The 15,734-nt window shown below is 75.6% G+C and carries 14 protein-coding genes; 5 read left to right on the top strand and 9 right to left on the bottom strand.

The window, feature by feature from the left end; translation table 11 throughout:
* Positions 1 to 35: 35 nt before the first annotated feature.
* The 3 genes from OU787_RS22705 to OU787_RS22695 form a co-directional block, all read right to left on the bottom strand.
* Positions 36 to 1,478: an aldehyde dehydrogenase family protein gene (locus OU787_RS22705; RefSeq protein WP_268660394.1), complete on the bottom strand. Its 1,443-nt coding sequence runs from the start codon at positions 1,476 to 1,478 to the stop codon at positions 36 to 38.
* 127 nt (positions 1,479 to 1,605) lie between these two features.
* Complete coding sequence (locus OU787_RS22700) at positions 1,606 to 3,171, bottom strand: PucR family transcriptional regulator (RefSeq protein WP_030462963.1); 1,566 nt, start codon at positions 3,169 to 3,171, stop codon at positions 1,606 to 1,608.
* A gap of 172 nt (positions 3,172 to 3,343) precedes the next feature.
* The gene (locus tag OU787_RS22695) at positions 3,344 to 5,146 is read right to left on the bottom strand and encodes an ATP-binding protein (protein WP_268660393.1); all 1,803 of its coding nucleotides are present in this window, start codon (positions 5,144 to 5,146) and stop codon (positions 3,344 to 3,346) included.
* A 432-nt stretch (positions 5,147 to 5,578) separates the two neighbouring features.
* On the opposite strand from OU787_RS22695, the gene gabT reads away from it, so the two are divergent.
* From gabT to OU787_RS22680, 3 genes are all read left to right on the top strand, one after another.
* Complete coding sequence (gabT, locus tag OU787_RS22690) at positions 5,579 to 6,934, top strand: 4-aminobutyrate--2-oxoglutarate transaminase (protein ID WP_030462965.1); 1,356 nt, start codon at positions 5,579 to 5,581, stop codon at positions 6,932 to 6,934.
* 365 nt (positions 6,935 to 7,299) lie between these two features.
* The gene (locus tag OU787_RS22685) at positions 7,300 to 7,938 is read left to right on the top strand and encodes a phosphatase PAP2 family protein (RefSeq protein WP_268660392.1); all 639 of its coding nucleotides are present in this window, start codon (positions 7,300 to 7,302) and stop codon (positions 7,936 to 7,938) included.
* A gap of 121 nt (positions 7,939 to 8,059) precedes the next feature.
* Positions 8,060 to 9,142 carry a glycoside hydrolase family 18 protein gene (locus OU787_RS22680; RefSeq protein WP_268660391.1) on the top strand — a complete coding sequence of 361 codons (1,083 nt, stop codon included), beginning with the start codon at positions 8,060 to 8,062 and terminating at the stop codon, positions 9,140 to 9,142.
* Between the two features lie 24 nt (positions 9,143 to 9,166).
* Here the strand turns inward: OU787_RS22680 and OU787_RS22675 are convergent, their stop codons facing one another.
* A complete protein-coding gene (locus OU787_RS22675; RefSeq protein ID WP_268660390.1) occupies positions 9,167 to 9,490 on the bottom strand; it encodes a DUF2218 domain-containing protein in 324 nt (107 codons plus the stop codon).
* A 138-nt stretch (positions 9,491 to 9,628) separates the two neighbouring features.
* Here OU787_RS22675 and OU787_RS22670 point away from each other — a divergent pair, with 138 nt between their 5' ends.
* Positions 9,629 to 10,099, top strand: a complete 471-nt coding sequence (locus OU787_RS22670) for a MarR family winged helix-turn-helix transcriptional regulator (protein ID WP_030462969.1) — start codon at positions 9,629 to 9,631, stop codon at positions 10,097 to 10,099.
* On the opposite strand, the gene OU787_RS22665 is transcribed toward OU787_RS22670, so the two are convergent.
* On the bottom strand, positions 10,020 to 10,946 hold the full coding sequence (locus OU787_RS22665) for an EamA family transporter (protein ID WP_268661907.1): 927 nt from the start codon (positions 10,944 to 10,946) through the stop codon (positions 10,020 to 10,022). The genes OU787_RS22670 and OU787_RS22665 overlap by 80 nt on opposite strands.
* A gap of 91 nt (positions 10,947 to 11,037) precedes the next feature.
* Between OU787_RS22665 and OU787_RS22660 the strand changes: the two genes are divergently transcribed.
* Positions 11,038 to 11,946 carry a LysR family transcriptional regulator gene (locus OU787_RS22660; protein ID WP_268660389.1) on the top strand — a complete coding sequence of 303 codons (909 nt, stop codon included), beginning with the start codon at positions 11,038 to 11,040 and terminating at the stop codon, positions 11,944 to 11,946.
* Between the two features lie 117 nt (positions 11,947 to 12,063).
* On the opposite strand, the gene OU787_RS22655 is transcribed toward OU787_RS22660, so the two are convergent.
* The 4 genes from OU787_RS22655 to OU787_RS22640 all read right to left on the bottom strand — a co-directional run bounded on the left by OU787_RS22655 (position 12,064) and on the right by OU787_RS22640 (position 15,734).
* Entirely contained in the window at positions 12,064 to 12,795 is a 732-nt protein-coding gene (locus OU787_RS22655; RefSeq protein WP_268661906.1) for a ZIP family metal transporter, read from the bottom strand.
* 231 nt (positions 12,796 to 13,026) lie between these two features.
* Positions 13,027 to 13,464, bottom strand: coding sequence for a DUF6278 family protein (locus tag OU787_RS22650; protein ID WP_030462972.1), 438 nt, complete (start codon positions 13,462 to 13,464; stop codon positions 13,027 to 13,029).
* A gap of 70 nt (positions 13,465 to 13,534) precedes the next feature.
* Complete coding sequence (locus OU787_RS22645) at positions 13,535 to 15,241, bottom strand: restriction endonuclease (protein WP_268660388.1); 1,707 nt, start codon at positions 15,239 to 15,241, stop codon at positions 13,535 to 13,537.
* Positions 15,242 to 15,419: 178 nt separating this feature from the next.
* A complete protein-coding gene (locus OU787_RS22640) occupies positions 15,420 to 15,734 on the bottom strand; it encodes a hypothetical protein (RefSeq protein ID WP_268660387.1) in 315 nt (104 codons plus the stop codon).

The raw sequence follows: 15,734 nt of genomic DNA, 5'->3' as shown, positions 1-15,734 counted from the left end.
GCGGGCGGGGCGTCCGGGGGCGCCGGGCGGCGGGCTCAGAGGTCCAGACCGGTCAGGACCAGCACCTTCTCGAAGGTGAAGTCGTCCATCGCGTAGCGCACGCCCTCGCGGCCCACGCCGGAGTCCTTCACGCCGCCGTACGGCATCTGGTCGGCCCGGTAGGACGGCGCGTCGCCGATCACCACGCCGCCGACCTCCAGCTCGCGGTGGGCCCGGAACGCGGTCTGCACGTCGTGCGTGAACACGCCGGCCTGCAGGCCGAACGCCGAGTCGTTGACCGCGGCGAACGCCTCCTCGGTGCCCTCGACCCGGTGCAGCGACAGCACCGGGCCGAACACCTCGGCGGTGGCCAGGATCGCGTCGGCGGGCAGCTCGGCCAGCACGGTCGGGGCGTAGGCCGCGCCGTCCCGGCTGCCGCCGGTGAGCACCTTGGCGCCCTTGGCGACCGCGTCCTCGACCCAGGACTCGACGCGCTTGGCCGCGTTCTCGTCCACCAGCGGGCCGACGTCGGTGGCCTCGTCGGACGGGTCGCCGGTGACCTGCGCCTTCACCTTCTCGACGACCTTCTCCACCAGGCGGTCGTAGACGCTCGCGTCGGCGATCACCCGCTGCACCGAGATGCAGGACTGGCCGCCCTGGTAGTTGGCGAACAGCGCGATCCGGCCCGCCGCCCAGTCGAGGTCGGCCTCGGAGCTCCAGTCGGCCAGCACCACGGCCGCGGCGTTGCCGCCGAGCTCCAGGGTGACGTGCTTGCGCGGCACCGAGTCCATGATCTGGTAGCCGACCTTGTCCGAGCCGGTGAACGAGATCACCGGCAGCCGCTTGTCCTGCACCAGCGCGGGCATCTTGGCGTTCTCCACCGGCAGCACGCTCCAGGAGCCGGCCGGCAGGTCGGTCTCGGCCAGGATCTCGCCCAGCACCAGGGCGGAGACGGGGGTGGCCGGGGCGGGCTTGAGGATGATCGGCGCGCCCACCGCGATCGCCGGGGCGACCTTGTGCGCCACCAGGTTCAGCGGGAAGTTGAAGGGCGCGATGCCCAGCACCGCGCCGCGCGGGAAGCGCCGCACGATCGCGTACCGGCCGGTGCCGCCCGGGTCGGTGTCCAGGCGCATGGCCTCGCCGTTGGTCCGGCGGGCCTCCTCGGCGGCCCAGCGGAACACCGACACGGCCCGGCCGACCTCGCCGCGCGCCCACTTGATCGGCTTGCCGTTCTCGGCGGTGATCAGCCGGGCGATCTCCTCGGTGCGCTCGGCCAGCCGCTTGGCGACGTGGTCCAGCGCGGCCGCCCGCTGGTGCGCCGGGGTCGCGGCGAACACCGGCACCACGGCGGCCGCGGCCGCCACGGCCTCCTCCACCTGCGCGTCGGTCGGCACGCTGACCTTCGCAACCAGGCTGCCGTCGTGCGGGTGGCGGACCTCGAACTCCGCCTCGCCGCTCGCCCGCCGCCCGGCCAGCCAGAACTCATGAGTGGTGGTCACGGTCGCACCGGCCCCTTCCCTCGAAAGACTTGTCGCCTTCACGGTAAGGCGCGGCCCCGGGGTTTCCGATTGGACGGACGGGACGAAACCGGAGGCCCGATTAGGACGCCGCGGAGGACAGGACGGCCTACTCCTCGCCCGACCTGAGCGCCAGCCACAGCTCCATCCGGACATCGGTGTCGTCCAGCGAGCGGCCCAGCAGCTCCTCGACCCGCCGCATCCGATAGCGCAGCGTGTGCCGGTGCACGCCCAGGTCGGCCGCCGCCGCGTCCCACTGGCCGTGCCGGGAGAGCCAGGCGCGCAGCGAGGCGACCAGGTCGCCGCGGGCGGTACGGTCGTGGTCGCGCAGCGGGCGCAGCAGACCCTCGGCGAAGGCGGTGACCGCCTCCTCGCCGAGCAGCGGCAGCAGCGAGCCGGCGCCGACCTCCTCGTGGTCGACGGTGCGCCGGCCGCCGCGCTGGGCGACCGCCAGGGCCCGCTCGGCCTGGGCGTGCGCGGTGCCGGCCTCCTCCAGCGCGGCGGGGGCGGAGACGCCCAGCGCCAGGCCCTCGTGCTCCTCGACGGCGCCCAGGCAGGCCCGGTGCACCGAGCCGTTGTCCAGCGCGAGCACCGTCAGCCGGGGCCCGTGCGCGCCGTCCTCCCGGGACACCAGCAGCTTCTCGCCGACCTTGCCGCCGGCGTTCTCCGCCCGGTCGGCCAGCTCGCCGAGCGCCTCCGCGGCCTCCGGGCCGGGCCCGGCGGCCGCCACCAGCACCCGGACGGTGCCCTCGGGCAGGCCGCCGAACAGCCCGGCGGCGACCTGCCGGGCGGTGCCGACCTCGCCGGCCAGCACCATCCGCAGCAGCGCGGCGCCCATCTTCTCCTCGGCCTGCCGCAGCTCGCGCGAGCGCTCCAGGGTGAGGGTGAGCAGCGCGACGGCGGCGTTCAGCACGTACCGCTCGGTGGGGGTGATCCGGTCCTCGGTGCCGACCGCGAGGAAGCCGCGCGGACGGCGGTCGGCGCCCAGCGACTGGACCACCACGTAGTCCTCGTCGGCGGTGTCGATCGTCCCGGCCCGGCCCTGCAGGGCGGCGCTGGACGGGGCCGGGCGGCGGCGCAGCCGGTCCACCTCGGCGGCCAGCCGGCCGGCCCGGCGGGCGGCCCAGTCGGGGGCGACCGCGGACAGCGCGCCGGAGCCGTCGTACAGCGCGGCCCAGCCGCCGAGCCGGGCGGCCAGCCGGCGGACGATCGCGGTGGTGCCGTCCTTGCCGAGCGCGGCCCGGGTCAGCTCCTCCTGCGCCTCGAAGCTGGTGGTGACGGCCTCGTACTGCTCGGCGGCCAGCGCGGCCGAGACGGTCTTGGAGATGGCGATGAACGGCGTCGCCTCGGGCACCCGCAGCAGCGGCAGCCCGCGCTGGGCGGCCGCCTCCACCAGGGCCTGCGGCACCTCGCTGTGCGAGAGGCCGACGCCCAGCCCGAGGCCGACCACGCCCGCGTCGGCGAGCCGGTGCACGTAGGCCTGCAGCTTGGCGGCGGCCTTGCCCAGCTTGATGCCGGTGGTGAGGAGCAGCTCGCCGCCCTCGAGGAACGGGGTGGGATCGTCCAGCTCACTGGTGTGGACCCAGCGGACGGGGCGTTCCAGGTGGTCCGCGCCGGCCAGCACCGTCAGGTGGAGCGCGGAGGTGCGGACGACGGAGGCGAGAGTGGGGGGCATGGCACCTTCGGTGGTTCGACCTGGCTGCGCCGTTGCGACCGGGCGAGTGAGGGTTCTCCCCCCATTATGGACGCTCCGGACAACCCGGAGTGCCGAAATCCGCCGGTCCGTAGCTTCCGTGACCCAACGATGATCGCTCCGCGACCCTCCGCCGCCCCGCTCGGTGCCGCGCTCAGTGCCGCAGGTCGACCAGCAGCGGCGGCACCTGCTCCCCCGTCACCGAGGTCAGCGAGATCACCGCGTGCCCCGACGGCAGCGCGTGCGCCAGGTCGGACGGCGACCAGCGGTGCCGCTCGACGTCCCGGGTGGTGATCGACTCGGTCTGCGCGGTGGTGCCGGACAGCGCCTTGCGGACCAGCCGCCCGGCCCGGCGAACCGTTCCTCCGGAGGTGTCCGGGACGTGCGTGACCGCGGTCTCCCGCACCAGGTGGGTGCCCCACGCCTCGGAGAACAGCCGCCCGTCCCAGGGCGCGATGCCGGGGAACGCCATCCGGTTGCCGACCGCGCCGAACAGCGGCGCGCGCAGCGCCTCCGGCAGGTCGGACAGCGTGCGCAGCAGCAGCAGCACGCCCGCGTTGGCACCGCGCAGCCGCTGCACGCCGCGGATCGCCTGCGCGTCCACCGCCGCGGTGGCGTCGTCCAGCACCATCCCGGCGAACAGCTCGCGGTCGCGCCGGTCGGCGGCGGCCTGGGTGAACTGGCCCAGCAGCAGCCGCGACAGGATCCGGGCGGCCTCCGGGTGGCTGCGCTCGGGCAGCTTCACCCGCACCCGCAGCGGGTGCTCCAGCGCCCGCATGGCGAACGCCGGCTTGGCGTCCGGGCCGCCGGAGAACCCGGCCGCCAGCGCGGGCCGGTCCAGCAGCGCCAGCCGGTCGGCGAGCAGCGCGCCCGGGTCGTCGGCCCGGCCGTGCATCCGCTCGCGCTGCTGCAGGTCCGCCTCGAACTCCGGCCGCCGGCCCGACTTCTGCAGCCGCTCGCCGAGCTCCGCCCAGCCCTCCGCGTCCCCCGCCAGCAGCGCCCGCAGCGCCCGCACCCCCGGGTAGCCGCCGTACGCCGCCCGGTACGGCCCGACCACCTGCTGCATCGCGGCCCGGGCGCTCTCCGCGCGCGGCGCCAGCTCGTCCGGCAGCAGCGCGTCCGCCAGCCGGGCCGCCGCCTCGTCCGAGTGCGGCGCCGCCCCGTACAGGTCCAGGCCGTACGGGGCGGCCGGGTCGCCGGGGGCGATCACCACGTCGTACCAGTCGTCCGGCCCGAGGTCCGCGTCGGACGCGCCGACCACCACCGCGCAGGCCGCGCCCGCCAGCGCCTGCAGGCACAGCGCCTCGGCGACCGGGCGGGCCAGCGCCGCGGTCTTGCCGGTACCGGCCGGGCCGACCGCGAGCAGCGAGGTGCCCAGCACCCGCGGGTCCAGCGCGAAGCCGGCGTTCCGGTGCCCGACCGGGTTCTTCGGCACGTCCTGCGCCGTCCCCAGCCGCACCTGGCGCACCAACAGGTCGTGCCGCGCCGCCCGCCCGCCCGGCAGGTCCCGCTGCTCCGACGGGTGCGCGCACGCCGCCGCGCCCCGGGCCGCCACCTGCGCCGCGAACTCCTGCCACGCGGCCGGGTCGCTCCCCACCGTCCGCCACGCCTGGTGCAGCCGCACGTAGTCCACGTCCCCGACCGCCTCCCCCTCCAGCCGGCGCACCACGTCCCCGGCCGGCCGCAGCTCGGCCCACACGTCGACGACGGGGGCCCGCTCGGGGGCGGGGGGCACCTCGGTGACGGTGCGGGAGAGCAGCGGGAGCAGGAATCGGCGGCCGACCTCGCGCCAGCGGCCCATCCGGCCGAAGATCCAGATCAGCAGGACCGCGGCGATCACCCCCAGCAGCAGGGCGATCGGGTTGGCGAGCGCGCTGGTGAGCTGGGTGCCCAGGCCGACGGCCTGCATGAGGAACACCTCGGCCTCGACCACGTACCGGTACAGGACGAGGGCCACCAGCAGGTTCAGCGCCGCCCGCAGCAGCAGCGGCCCCGCCGGGGTCCTGGCCTGTTCGGCGGCCTTCGGGTCGTGCGGGGTGTGGTTCTGCCGGTAGATGCCGGGGGCGGCTTCGGGGCGGGGGGCGGTGGCCCAGGTGGGGAGGTGGAAGGGGGCGCGGGGCGGGGGAGATGGGGGTGGGTGTGCTGGGTTCTCGCGTCGTTCAGTTCCACTTCGGGCCCCTCCTACGTTGCCGGCGGTGCCATACCCGCATCGCCGTCCCACCGACACACCCGGGGGCCAATGTAGTGGAGTGCGCGGGCGCGCAGCCGATCTTCAGCCACTGGCCGTGCCGGACAATTCGGACGGCTCAGCAGTACCGAGTGGCGCATGCCGGTGCCGCGGGGCCGGTCGTAGCCTGCGGGTACCGCGTCAAGAACTTGGAGAAGACAGATGAGCGCTGCAACTCCGCTCCCGCAGGAGCGCCGCCTGGTCACCGCGATCCCCGGCCCGAAGTCGCAGGAGCTGCAGGCCCGCAAGCTCGGCGCGGTGCCGGCGGGCGTGGGCACCACGCTGCCGGTGTACGTGTCGCGGGCCGGCGGCGGCGTGCTGGAGGACGTGGACGGCAACAGCCTGATCGACTTCGGCTCGGGCATCGCCGTGACGAACGTGGGCAACAGCGCCGCGGCCGTGGTGGCGCGGGCGACCGAGCAGCTGGCCGCGTTCACGCACACCTGTTTCATGGTGACCCCGTACGAGGGCTACGTGGCGGTGGCGGAGCAGCTGAACGAGCTGACCCCGGGCGACCACGACAAGCGCACCGCGCTGTTCAACTCGGGTGCGGAGGCGGTGGAGAACGCGGTGAAGATCGCCCGCGCCTACACCAAGCGGACCGCCGTGGTGGTGTTCGACCACGGCTACCACGGCCGCACCAACCTGACCATGGGCCTGACGGCGAAGAACATGCCGTACAAGCAGGGCTTCGGCCCGTTCGCGCCGGAGATCTACCGGGTGCCGGTGGCGTACCCGTACCGCTGGCTGACGGGTGCGGAGAACTGCGCCGCCGAGGCCGCCGCGCAGGCGATCGACCTCATCAACAAGCAGATCGGCGCGGAGAACGTCGCGGCGATCATCATCGAGCCGATCCAAGGCGAGGGCGGCTTCATCGAGCCGGCCAAGGGCTTCCTGCCGGCGATCGTGGAGTTCGCGAAGGCGAACGGGATCGTGTTCGTGGCGGACGAGATCCAGACCGGCTTCTGCCGCACCGGCCAGTGGTTCGCGTGCGAGGACGAGGGCGTCGTCCCGGACCTGATCACCACCGCGAAGGGCATCGCCGGCGGTCTGCCGCTGGCAGCGGTGACCGGCCGGGCCGAGATCATGGACGCCGCGCACTCGGGCGGCCTGGGCGGCACCTACGGTGGCAACCCGGTGGCCTGCGCGGCCGCGCTGGGCGCGATCGAGACCATGAGGTCCGAGGACCTGAACGGCAAGGCGCAGCGGATCGGCGAGGTCATGCTGGGCCGGCTGCGGGCGATGCAGGAGAAGTTCGCCGACTCCGACCGGGTGCGCATCGGCGAGGTCCGCGGGCGCGGCGCGATGATCGCGGTGGAGCTGGTGAAGCCGGGCGGCAAGGAGCCGGACCCGGCGGCGACCGCGGCGATCGCCAAGGCCTGCCACGCGGAGGGCCTGGTGGTGCTGACCGCCGGCACCTACGGCAACGTGCTGCGCTTCCTGCCGCCGCTGGTGATCCCGGAGCACCTGCTGGCCGAGGGCCTGGACATCCTGGAGTCGGCCTTCGCGGGCGTCTGATTCCCGCCGGTTCCGGCCGGGAACCGCTGGTGGGCGGCGCGGGGGCGGAGCGGGGCGGGTCCCGCCCCGCCCCCGCGCGTCCGGCCGTCCGCCGGGCGGGTGGAGGTCGCGCCGCCGGTGGTGAAGATGCTGTGCACGATGGCCGGTCCGCCGTTCCCCGCCCCGGCTTTGACGTACTGTCATCACAGATGGACAGCGAACCGCACGCACTGCCCACAACTCCGTCCGCCGCCGAGGCGGACGCACCGGAACGATCGACCGGCCGTCCCGCCCACACCCCCCGGGCCGCACGGCGCGGCGATCACCTTGGCCGCCCCGGAGCTCTCCCCCCTGCTCCGGGGCGGCCGATTTTTGCTGTCCTGGCCATGTCACTCGCGGTGCTGCTGGCCGCGGTCTCCTGGCAGGTCGCGGTGGACGGGCCGCTGCTGGGGCTGGACACGGCGGTGCGCGACGGGGTGCGTGAGGCCCGCGGGGCGATCGGCTCGACGCTGCTGAACCACCTGGGCGTGGCGCTGTCCGACCTGGGCGGCGGGGCGGTGGCGGTCCCGGTGCTGCTGGGGTGCGCGGGCCTGGCGGCCTGGCTGGCCCGACGCGGCGGACGGCCGCGCTGGTGGGTGCCGGTGCCGGTGGCGGCGGTGGCCGCGGCGCTGGTCCCGCTGCTGGTGGTGCCCGCGAAGATCTGGTTCGCCCGCCCGGGCCCGTACGGGGCGCCGCTGGCCGGGGACCAGTGGGGCTGGTACCCGTCGGGCCACACGGCGACCTCCTCGATCGCGTACGGGACGGCGGCGCTGCTGCTGGCCCGAGTGCCGCCGGTGGCGGCGGGGCGGCGGCTGGGCGCGGCGTGCGCGCTGGTCTGCCTGGGGGTGGGGGCGGGCCTGGTGTGGAGCGACTTCCACTGGCTGCTGGACGTGGTGGCGAGCTGGTGCCTGTCCGGCCTGCTGCTGCTCGGGCTGCGGCTGCTGCTGCCGCGCCTGCTACCCGACCGGCCGGGCCCCGCTTCCTGACGCTCCGTCAGCCCCCTTTTCGGTCCAGACCATTGACGCCCCTCCGGCCCGCGCGCACCCTGTTCCCCACCCTTCAGCACGCGATCGCCGGGAGGCGGATGTGCGTTCCCCAGTCATGCCCATGACGCGTTTATCGGTGGCGGCCTCACTGCTGGCCCTGGCGGTAACGGCCCTGCCGGCCCAGGGCGCGACCGCGGCGGCGGCCGCGCCGGTGCAGGTGTACGGGGCCTGGCACTGCAGCGACGACGCCTGCACCTGGGCGAAGGTCCGCGACCCGGCCGCCTTCGACGCCGCCAACCACTGGCTGGTGGACCGCGGCGACGGCCGCCCCTCGGTGAACGTGGTGGTGCTGAGCTTCGTCAACCCGCTGCGGCTGCTGAACGGCACCACCGACGCCGGGAACGCCGCCGGGGTGCCGGTGGGCATGAACCAGCAGGTGGTGGACTACTTCACGGCGCACGGCGTCCGGGTGATGCTCTCCATCGGCGGCATCACCTACACCGGCGACTGGGACACCGCACTGGCCCAGAACGGCACCCTGCTGGGCCAGAAGGCGGCGCAGCTGGCGAGCAGGCTGGGCGTGGGCATCGAGATCGACTACGAGAACAGCAGCAGCCCGAACCTGACCGGCCTGCAGGCGTTCGTGGACGCCTACCGGGCCGCCCACCCGTACGACGCCTCCGGCGCGGACCCGACCGCCCGGCTGACCATCGACGTGGCGGCCGGGGACCGCTGGCTGAGCGGCATCGACCAGTACGCCACCGCGCACTGGCTGACCACGGCGAACCCGGTGCTGGACTACGCCAACGCGATGGTGCCCAGCAAGCAGCCGTCCGCCTCCTCGGCGGTCGCCAACTGGCAGGAGCACCTGGACGGCAAGCCCACCTACAACCCGGCGATCCCGCCGCTGGCCCCGGCGAAGTTCACCGGCAGCCTGTACATCGCGGAGGGCTCGCAGGTCCGCCCGGAGTGCACGAACTTCGCCTCCTCGGTGCAGCAGGCCACCGGCAGCTGGGTGCGCAGCGCCGCACCGAACGGGGCGGGGACGACGGCCGGACTGCTGGGCTTCATGTTCTGGGCGGCCGAGAAGCCGTCCACCCGGGGCGTGACCACCGCGCCGCCGAACAGCTGCGAGGGCGGGGTCGGCGCGGGCGCCACCGCGTTCGACGTGCCGGTGCCGATGCCCCCGCTGCGGCAGGGCTGAGCGGCCCCGGGGCGGTCAGCCCTCCTAGCCGGTGAGGCGCTGGACGGTGCCGGCCGCGCCGCTCTCGCGCTGCCAGGCGACCACCAGCTCGTCGCGGGTGCCGAAGCGGACCAGGTGGCGGCCGACCACGTCCTCCAGCTGGTCGAGGTTCTCCTCGGCGCCCTCGACGGCGAGCAGCAGCGCGCCGTCCTCGGCGGTGAGCTCGGCCCGGCCGGCACCGAAGGCGAGCGAGCCGCGGCCGGTCTCCTCCGACCACTCGGCGGGGACCTTGCGGCCCATGTGGGCGGCGAGCTGCTTGGCGTAGCGGGCGGGGCGGTCGGTGGTGACGCGGGCGGTGGAGCGGGCCACGGCGGACTCCTCGAGTCGAAGGCACGGATGACTTAGGTTGCCCTAAGCTACTCGATTACTGAGCCAAGCTCAACATGTTATCGAGGCGAGATCGGTCACCCTCCGTACCGGCCGCGACCCGCCCGCTAACCTGTGCCCATGACCTCCCCCGGCCCCGCCGACACCGCCGCGGAACTCGCCGACGCGCTCACCCGGGCGATGAAGCGGATCCGGCGGCAGACCATGCAGCGGCTGGAGCCCTACGGCCTCACCCCCGCCCAGGGCCGGGCCCTGCGCACCCTCGCCCACGCGCCCGGCTGCGAGAGCGCCGAGACCATGCGGCTGAGCGAGCTCGCCGAGCGGCTGCACATCGCCCCACGCTCCGCCACCACCGTGGTCGACGCCCTGGAGGAGGCCGGCCTGGTCGCCCGCACCCCCGACCCGGCCGACCGCCGCGCGGTGCGCCTGGTGCTCACCGAGGCCGGCCACGGCGCGCTGGAGCGGATCTCCCGGGTCCGGCACGAGGTCGCCCAGGAGTACTTCGGCCCGGTCAGCCCTGCCGAGCAGGACGCCCTGCTGCGGGCGCTGCGGCAGGCCGAACTCGCCTACGAAGCCGGGCCCACCCCGTAGCCGGCACCGCGCCCAGCCCGATCCCGGCGATCACCAGCACCGTCGCGGCCCCCGCCGTCAGGCTGAACCGCTCGCCCAGCAGCAGCGCCGCCGAGGACATCCCGAACACCGGCACCAGCAGCGAGTACGGGGCGACCAGCGAGGCGTCGTAGCGGCGCAGCAGGTGGCTCCAGGCGACGAACCCGAACAGCGTGGAGACCAGGCCGACGTACAGCACCGCGCCGACGCCCGACCAGGTGATCGACCGCAGCGCCGCCCAGTCCGCGCCCGGTCCCTCGACCAGCAGCGACAGGGCCAGCAGCGGCAGCGGCGGCACCGCGGAGACCCACACCATCCAGCGCAGCGCGTCCGGCGGGGCGGCCCGGCGGGTCAGCACGTTGGCCAGGCCCCAGGCCACCGCCGCGCCGATCACCAGCGCGAACGCCCCCACCGGGCCGCCCGCGCCGCGGTCCACCGCGGCCAGCGCGATCCCGGCGAAGGCCACCGCCAGCCCGGCCACCCGCAGCCGGGCGGGCCGCTCGCCCAGCAGCCCGGCCGCGAACAGCGCGGTGAACCCGGCCTGCCCCTGCACCACCAGCGAGGACAGCCCGGCCGGCATCCCGGCGTGCATGCCGAGGAACAGCAGCCCGAACTTCACCACCCCGAGCGTCAGCCCGACCCCCAGCACCCACCGCCACGCCACCCGCGGCGAGCCGACCAGGAACACCGCGGGCAGCGCCACCACGGCGAACCGCAGCGCGCAGAACAGCAACGGCGGGAAGTCGTGCAGACCGACCTCGATCAGCACGAAGTTCAGCCCCCAGACGGCGGCGACCAGCACGGCCAGGGCGATGTGACGGGGGGTCATGGCGGAGGAGGGGGACATGCAGCGAGCATCTCCCGGGCCGACCGTTCAGCACCAGCGACGATTCCTCAACCCCACCGTTTAGCATCACTGCATGATGGATCTGGGACGCCTGCGCGCCCTGCACGCGGTCGCCGTGCACGGCTCGGTCGGCGGGGCCGCCACGGCCCTCGGCTTCACCCCCTCCGCGATCTCCCAGCAGATCGCCAAACTCGAGCGCGAGACCCGCACCGTCCTGCTCGAACGCCAGGGCCGCGGCATCCAACTGACCGATGCCGCACGCCAGTTGGCGGACACCGCGCAGCGCGTCCTGGCCCTGGTCGAGCAGGCCGAGGTGACACTGGAGGAGCAGCGCGGCCGGCCCGCCGGACGGCTGCTGGTGGCCGCCTTCCCCACCGCGGCCCGCGGCCTGCTGCCCGCCGTCCTCACCGAGTTGCACGCCACCTGCCCCGAGCTGGACGTCCGGCTGCTGGAGAGCGACCCCTACCCGGCGGCCGAGCTGGTGGCCCGCGGCGAGGTCGACCTGGCGGTCGTGCAGGACTGGGCGACCGTCCCGCTCCCGGTGCAGGACGGTCTCGACCGGCTCGACCTCGGCACCGACCCGGTCGACCTGCTGCTGCCCGCCGGGCACCCGCTGGCCGCGCTGGACGCCGTCCCGGTGACGGCGCTGCGCGGGCAGCGCTGGATCAGCGTGCCGCCCGGCAACATCTGCCACGACTGGCTGCTGCACACCATGCGGGAGACCGGCGAGGAACCGGACGTCGCCCACCGGGTCGGCGAGTTCCAGACCCAACTCGCCCTGATCGCCGCCGGCCTGGGCCTCGGCCTGATCCCCCGCCTGGGCCGCGGCCCCCTCCCGCCCGGCATCGCCGCCCGCCCCGTCACCCCCGAACCCGTCCGCCGCATCCACGCCCTCTGGCGCACCCAGACCTCCCGCCGCCCCGCCGTCACCGCCACCCTGACCGCCCTCCGCCACCACTGGGCCGCCCTGGAGAACACCTGAACCGCCCTCTCCCTCGCGGTCAGGCCAGCCCCACCACCAGCCACACGCCCCCAGCGGCGTCCCCACCCTTCTCCCCGTCCCTCACCCCGCCGGAGGCGCCCCGCTCCTCCCCCGCCGTCAGGCCAGCCCCACCACCAGCCACATGAACCCCACCCCCAGCAGCGTGCACGCCAGCGTCCCCTTCGACGGGTGCGGGCTGTGGGCCTCGGGCAGGATGTCGGAGGTCGCCAGGTACATCAGGAAGCCGCCGAAGAAGCCCAGGTAGAGCCCGAGCAGCTGTTCCGGGATGGTGAACAGCAGCGTGATCCCGGCCCCGGTGACGGGCGCGAGCGCGTCGGCGAACAGCAGCGCGACGGCCCGCCGCCGGTTGTTCCCGTAGAGCCGGGTGAGGGTGTACGTGTTGAAGCCGTCCGCGAAGTCGTGCGCGACGACGGCGATGGCGACGACGGTGCCGACCGTCGTCCCGGCCTGGAACGCGGCGCCGATCGCGAAACCGTCCATCATGCTGTGCAGGACCAGCGCGGAGGCGGCCGCGATCCCGACGCCCTGCTCGCGCCGCCGCTCCCCGTGCGCGTGGCCGTGCGCGTGGCCGTGGCTGTGCGCGGCGTACTCGCCCTCGTGGCCGCGGTGGATGGCGACGGCGCGTTCGACCACGTGGATGGCGAGGAACCCGGCGGCGAACATCAGCAGGGCGGCGGGGACGCCGTGGACTTCCTGCGGGGCCTGCGCGAGCGCCTCGGGCAGCAGGTCGAAGGCGACCACGCCGAGCATCAGCCCGGCGGCGAGGCCGAGGACGAGGTGGCGGCGGTCCCCGGTGCGCTGGGCGACGAATCCGCCGACCAGGGTCATCAGGAACGCGCCCGCGGCGACCAGCACGGCAGTCAGTTTCGGCCTCCCCCGTCACGCCGCCGGGGGCCGGACGGCTGTGCTGACCGCTGCCCACGGGCATCCAGTCCGTCCGGCCCGGGCCCGGACGGTGCCGGGCCCTGCGACCAGCCTGCGGGCCCGGGTCCGGCCGCGCCGCCCGGGCGGCCCGTCGGGGTGACGCGCCGTCACCCCGGGGCCGGCGGCCCGGCGGTCTCAGCCGTCGCTCGCCGCCCGGTAGACGGCGGCGAGCTGCGGGGCGCCCTGTTCGGCCCAGTCGCGGCCGATCGCGGTGGCGTCGAGTTCGAAGCCGGTGCCGAGCACCATCAGCGGGCGGCCGTCGGCGGCGAGCTGCCAGCGGGCGTCGGGGACCTGGCGGCGGATCACCGTGCCGAGGTAGAGGCCGGCGTCGGTGCCGAGCCACTGGGAGACCTGCGGGTCGTCGCGCCAGCGGGGCAGCAGTTGGTCGAGGGCGGTCAGCGAGTCGACGGTGTCGTCGAGGCGGACGTCCACGGACTCGGCGAGTTCGCGCAGCAGCCCGCACTCGGCGTACATCTCGGCCATCGCCAGTTCACGGTCGTGCTCGGCCGTCTGCCGGGGCGCCGGGTCGGCGGGGCTCCGGTCGTGCCGGTGTCCGGGGAATCGGTTCTCCACGCCCCCAGCCTGACAGCCCGTCGGGCGGTCCGCCGGTGGAACCGGCGGGTTCGCGCCGGTCCGCCGGTTCTCACAGGGTCAGCGGCAGCGCCAGGTGGGTGCGGGCGAGCTCCCGGATGCCGGGGCCGTCCATCAGGTGGATGCGCTGGTGGCGCTCCTCGCCGGTGAGGTCGAGGGCCTCGTCGGTGAACTGGCCGCAGGTCATCCGCAGGCCGCGGTCGGCGCCCTCCTCGCGGACGGCCTCGGCGAGGGTGGCGATCTCCTCGGCGGCGACCGGGGCGGGGCCGCGGGAGGCCCACACCACCCAGCGGCCGGGCAGCCGGCTGTCGGGCTCGCCCTCGGCGGTGGCGACCAGGCCGGCCGGGCCGCGCAGCCGGACGCTCCAGTCCCGCAGGCCGCCCGCGGTGAGCACGGCGCGCACCAGGTGGGCGAACTCGCCGGGCGACAGCTCGCCCAGCGCGGGCACCGCCGAGGAGGCGCTGCCCCAGGGCAGCACGGCCTCGCCCGCGTACGGGTCGGGGGTGATCACGGCGGCCAGGGCGCGCAGCCGCAGCAGCGACTCGTCGTGCTCGGCCTCCGCGTAGACGCCGCCGTTCGCGCCCTCGTCGCCCAGGTGCCCGGCGTCCGGGACCAGCCGGGTGCGGGCCAGCGCGTCCCGGTCGGCGTCGACGCTGAGCAGGCACTGCGGGGGCTGTCCGGGCACGCGCAGCCAGCCGTTCAGCACGACGCCGGCCAGCACCTCCTCGGTGTCGACGGCGTCGGCGGCCTGCAGGGCGCGCAGCGCGAGCCGGGCGGCCAGCCGCAGGTAGTCGGTGCGGACGTCGGCGGCGGGGCGGGGCACGGGTTCGACCGCGCCGGCCTCGGTGAGCCGGTAGCCGGAGAGCGCGGGGACGGTGTCCAGCGGCGGCAGGTCGAGGTCGAGGACGGCGGTGCGGGTCAGGGCGCGGAACACGGCGCGGCAGGGGGCGGGCAGGTCCTGGGTGGCGCCCTCGGCGGCGGCCAGGGCGCGTTCCAGCAGGGACTCGACGGCGGCGGGCTCGGCCTGCCGGTAGGCGCGGCGGCACTGCTCCAGGCTGTCGTTGTACTCCTGGACGGCCCGGGCCCGGGCCCGTTCGGCCTCCTCGTGGGCCTGCCGGGCAGCGACCGCGCCGCTGTCGGCGAGTTCGGCCTGCCGGGTGCGCCACTCGCGCAGCGCGCGCTGGTGGCGCAGCCGGGCCTGGGCGAGTTCGCGCTGGTAGCCGGAGTCGAGCAGGCGGCGCGAGCGCGGCTGGTCGGGGTCGGTGCCGGCGGGCTCGGGCGGCGCGAAGTCGGCCCAGGCGGGCTCGGGTTCGGCCTCCGGTCCGGCGTCCGGGAAGGGCTTGGGCTGGTAGCTGCGCAGTTGGCTCTCGAAGTCCATCGCGGAGACCGGCTGGGCGGCCCGGCGCAGCAGGTCGGCGAGGCGCTGGTGGTCGGCCTGGACGGCGAGGGTGCGGTGGTGGGTGAGCGCGGCGGCCCGGCCGTGCGCGGCCACCGGGTCGTCCGCCGCGGCGGGGGTGTCCGCCGGGTCCGCGGGGCCGGGCTGCGGCGGGACCACGGTCGGCGGGCCGGGGTACGGCGCGGCGGGCTGTCCGGGGCGGGCGGCAGCGGGGTGGGCGTCGGCGGGACGGGCGTCGGCGGGGTGGGCGTCGGCGGGGTCCTCGTCCTCGTCGGCGCCGAGTTCGTGGAACAGCGAGGCGAGGAATCCGGGCTGGAGCACCGTGGTGGTGCCGTCGGCGCTGCCCTCGGCTGGATGCTGCATCGGCGGTGGTCCCCCTGCTCGTCCGGCGCACGTCGGCGGGCCGCCGCGGCGGGGCCCGAGCAGCATTGTCCCCCGTCCGGGCTCCGCGGTCAGCCAACCCCGGTGGTTTGGCCGACCCTTGACGTCGGATCAGCGGGGCGGCCGGGGGCCGGTGGGGTCACCGGCCCCCGCGGGGCGGTCAGTTGGTGCGGGTGTTGGTCAGGTGCAGCCCGATGTAGCCGACGTAGATCCGGCCGCTGCCGGAGCAGTCGTCCAGGTAGTGCACCCGGGGAGCGGTGCCGCCGCCGCCGATCCGCAGGTGGGCGCCCATGAAGGCGCGGCAGGAGGAGTCGACGGCGGCGGGGACGGGCAGCATCCGCTGGCGCTTCCACTTGCCGTGGCTGGCGACGGTGCGGGACTCGCCGCGGACCGCCTTGCGCGGCGGGAAGCGGTGGCAGCCGGGCGGGGTGTGCTCGCACCACTGCTTGAAGTCGCCGCCGGCCTCGCCGCGCAC

Source organism: Kitasatospora sp. YST-16 (assembly GCF_026802215.1).
In the GTDB taxonomy this organism is placed as follows: Bacteria; Actinomycetota; Actinomycetes; order Streptomycetales; family Streptomycetaceae; genus Kitasatospora; species Kitasatospora cineracea.
This window is presented reverse-complemented; position numbering and strand designations above follow the sequence as displayed.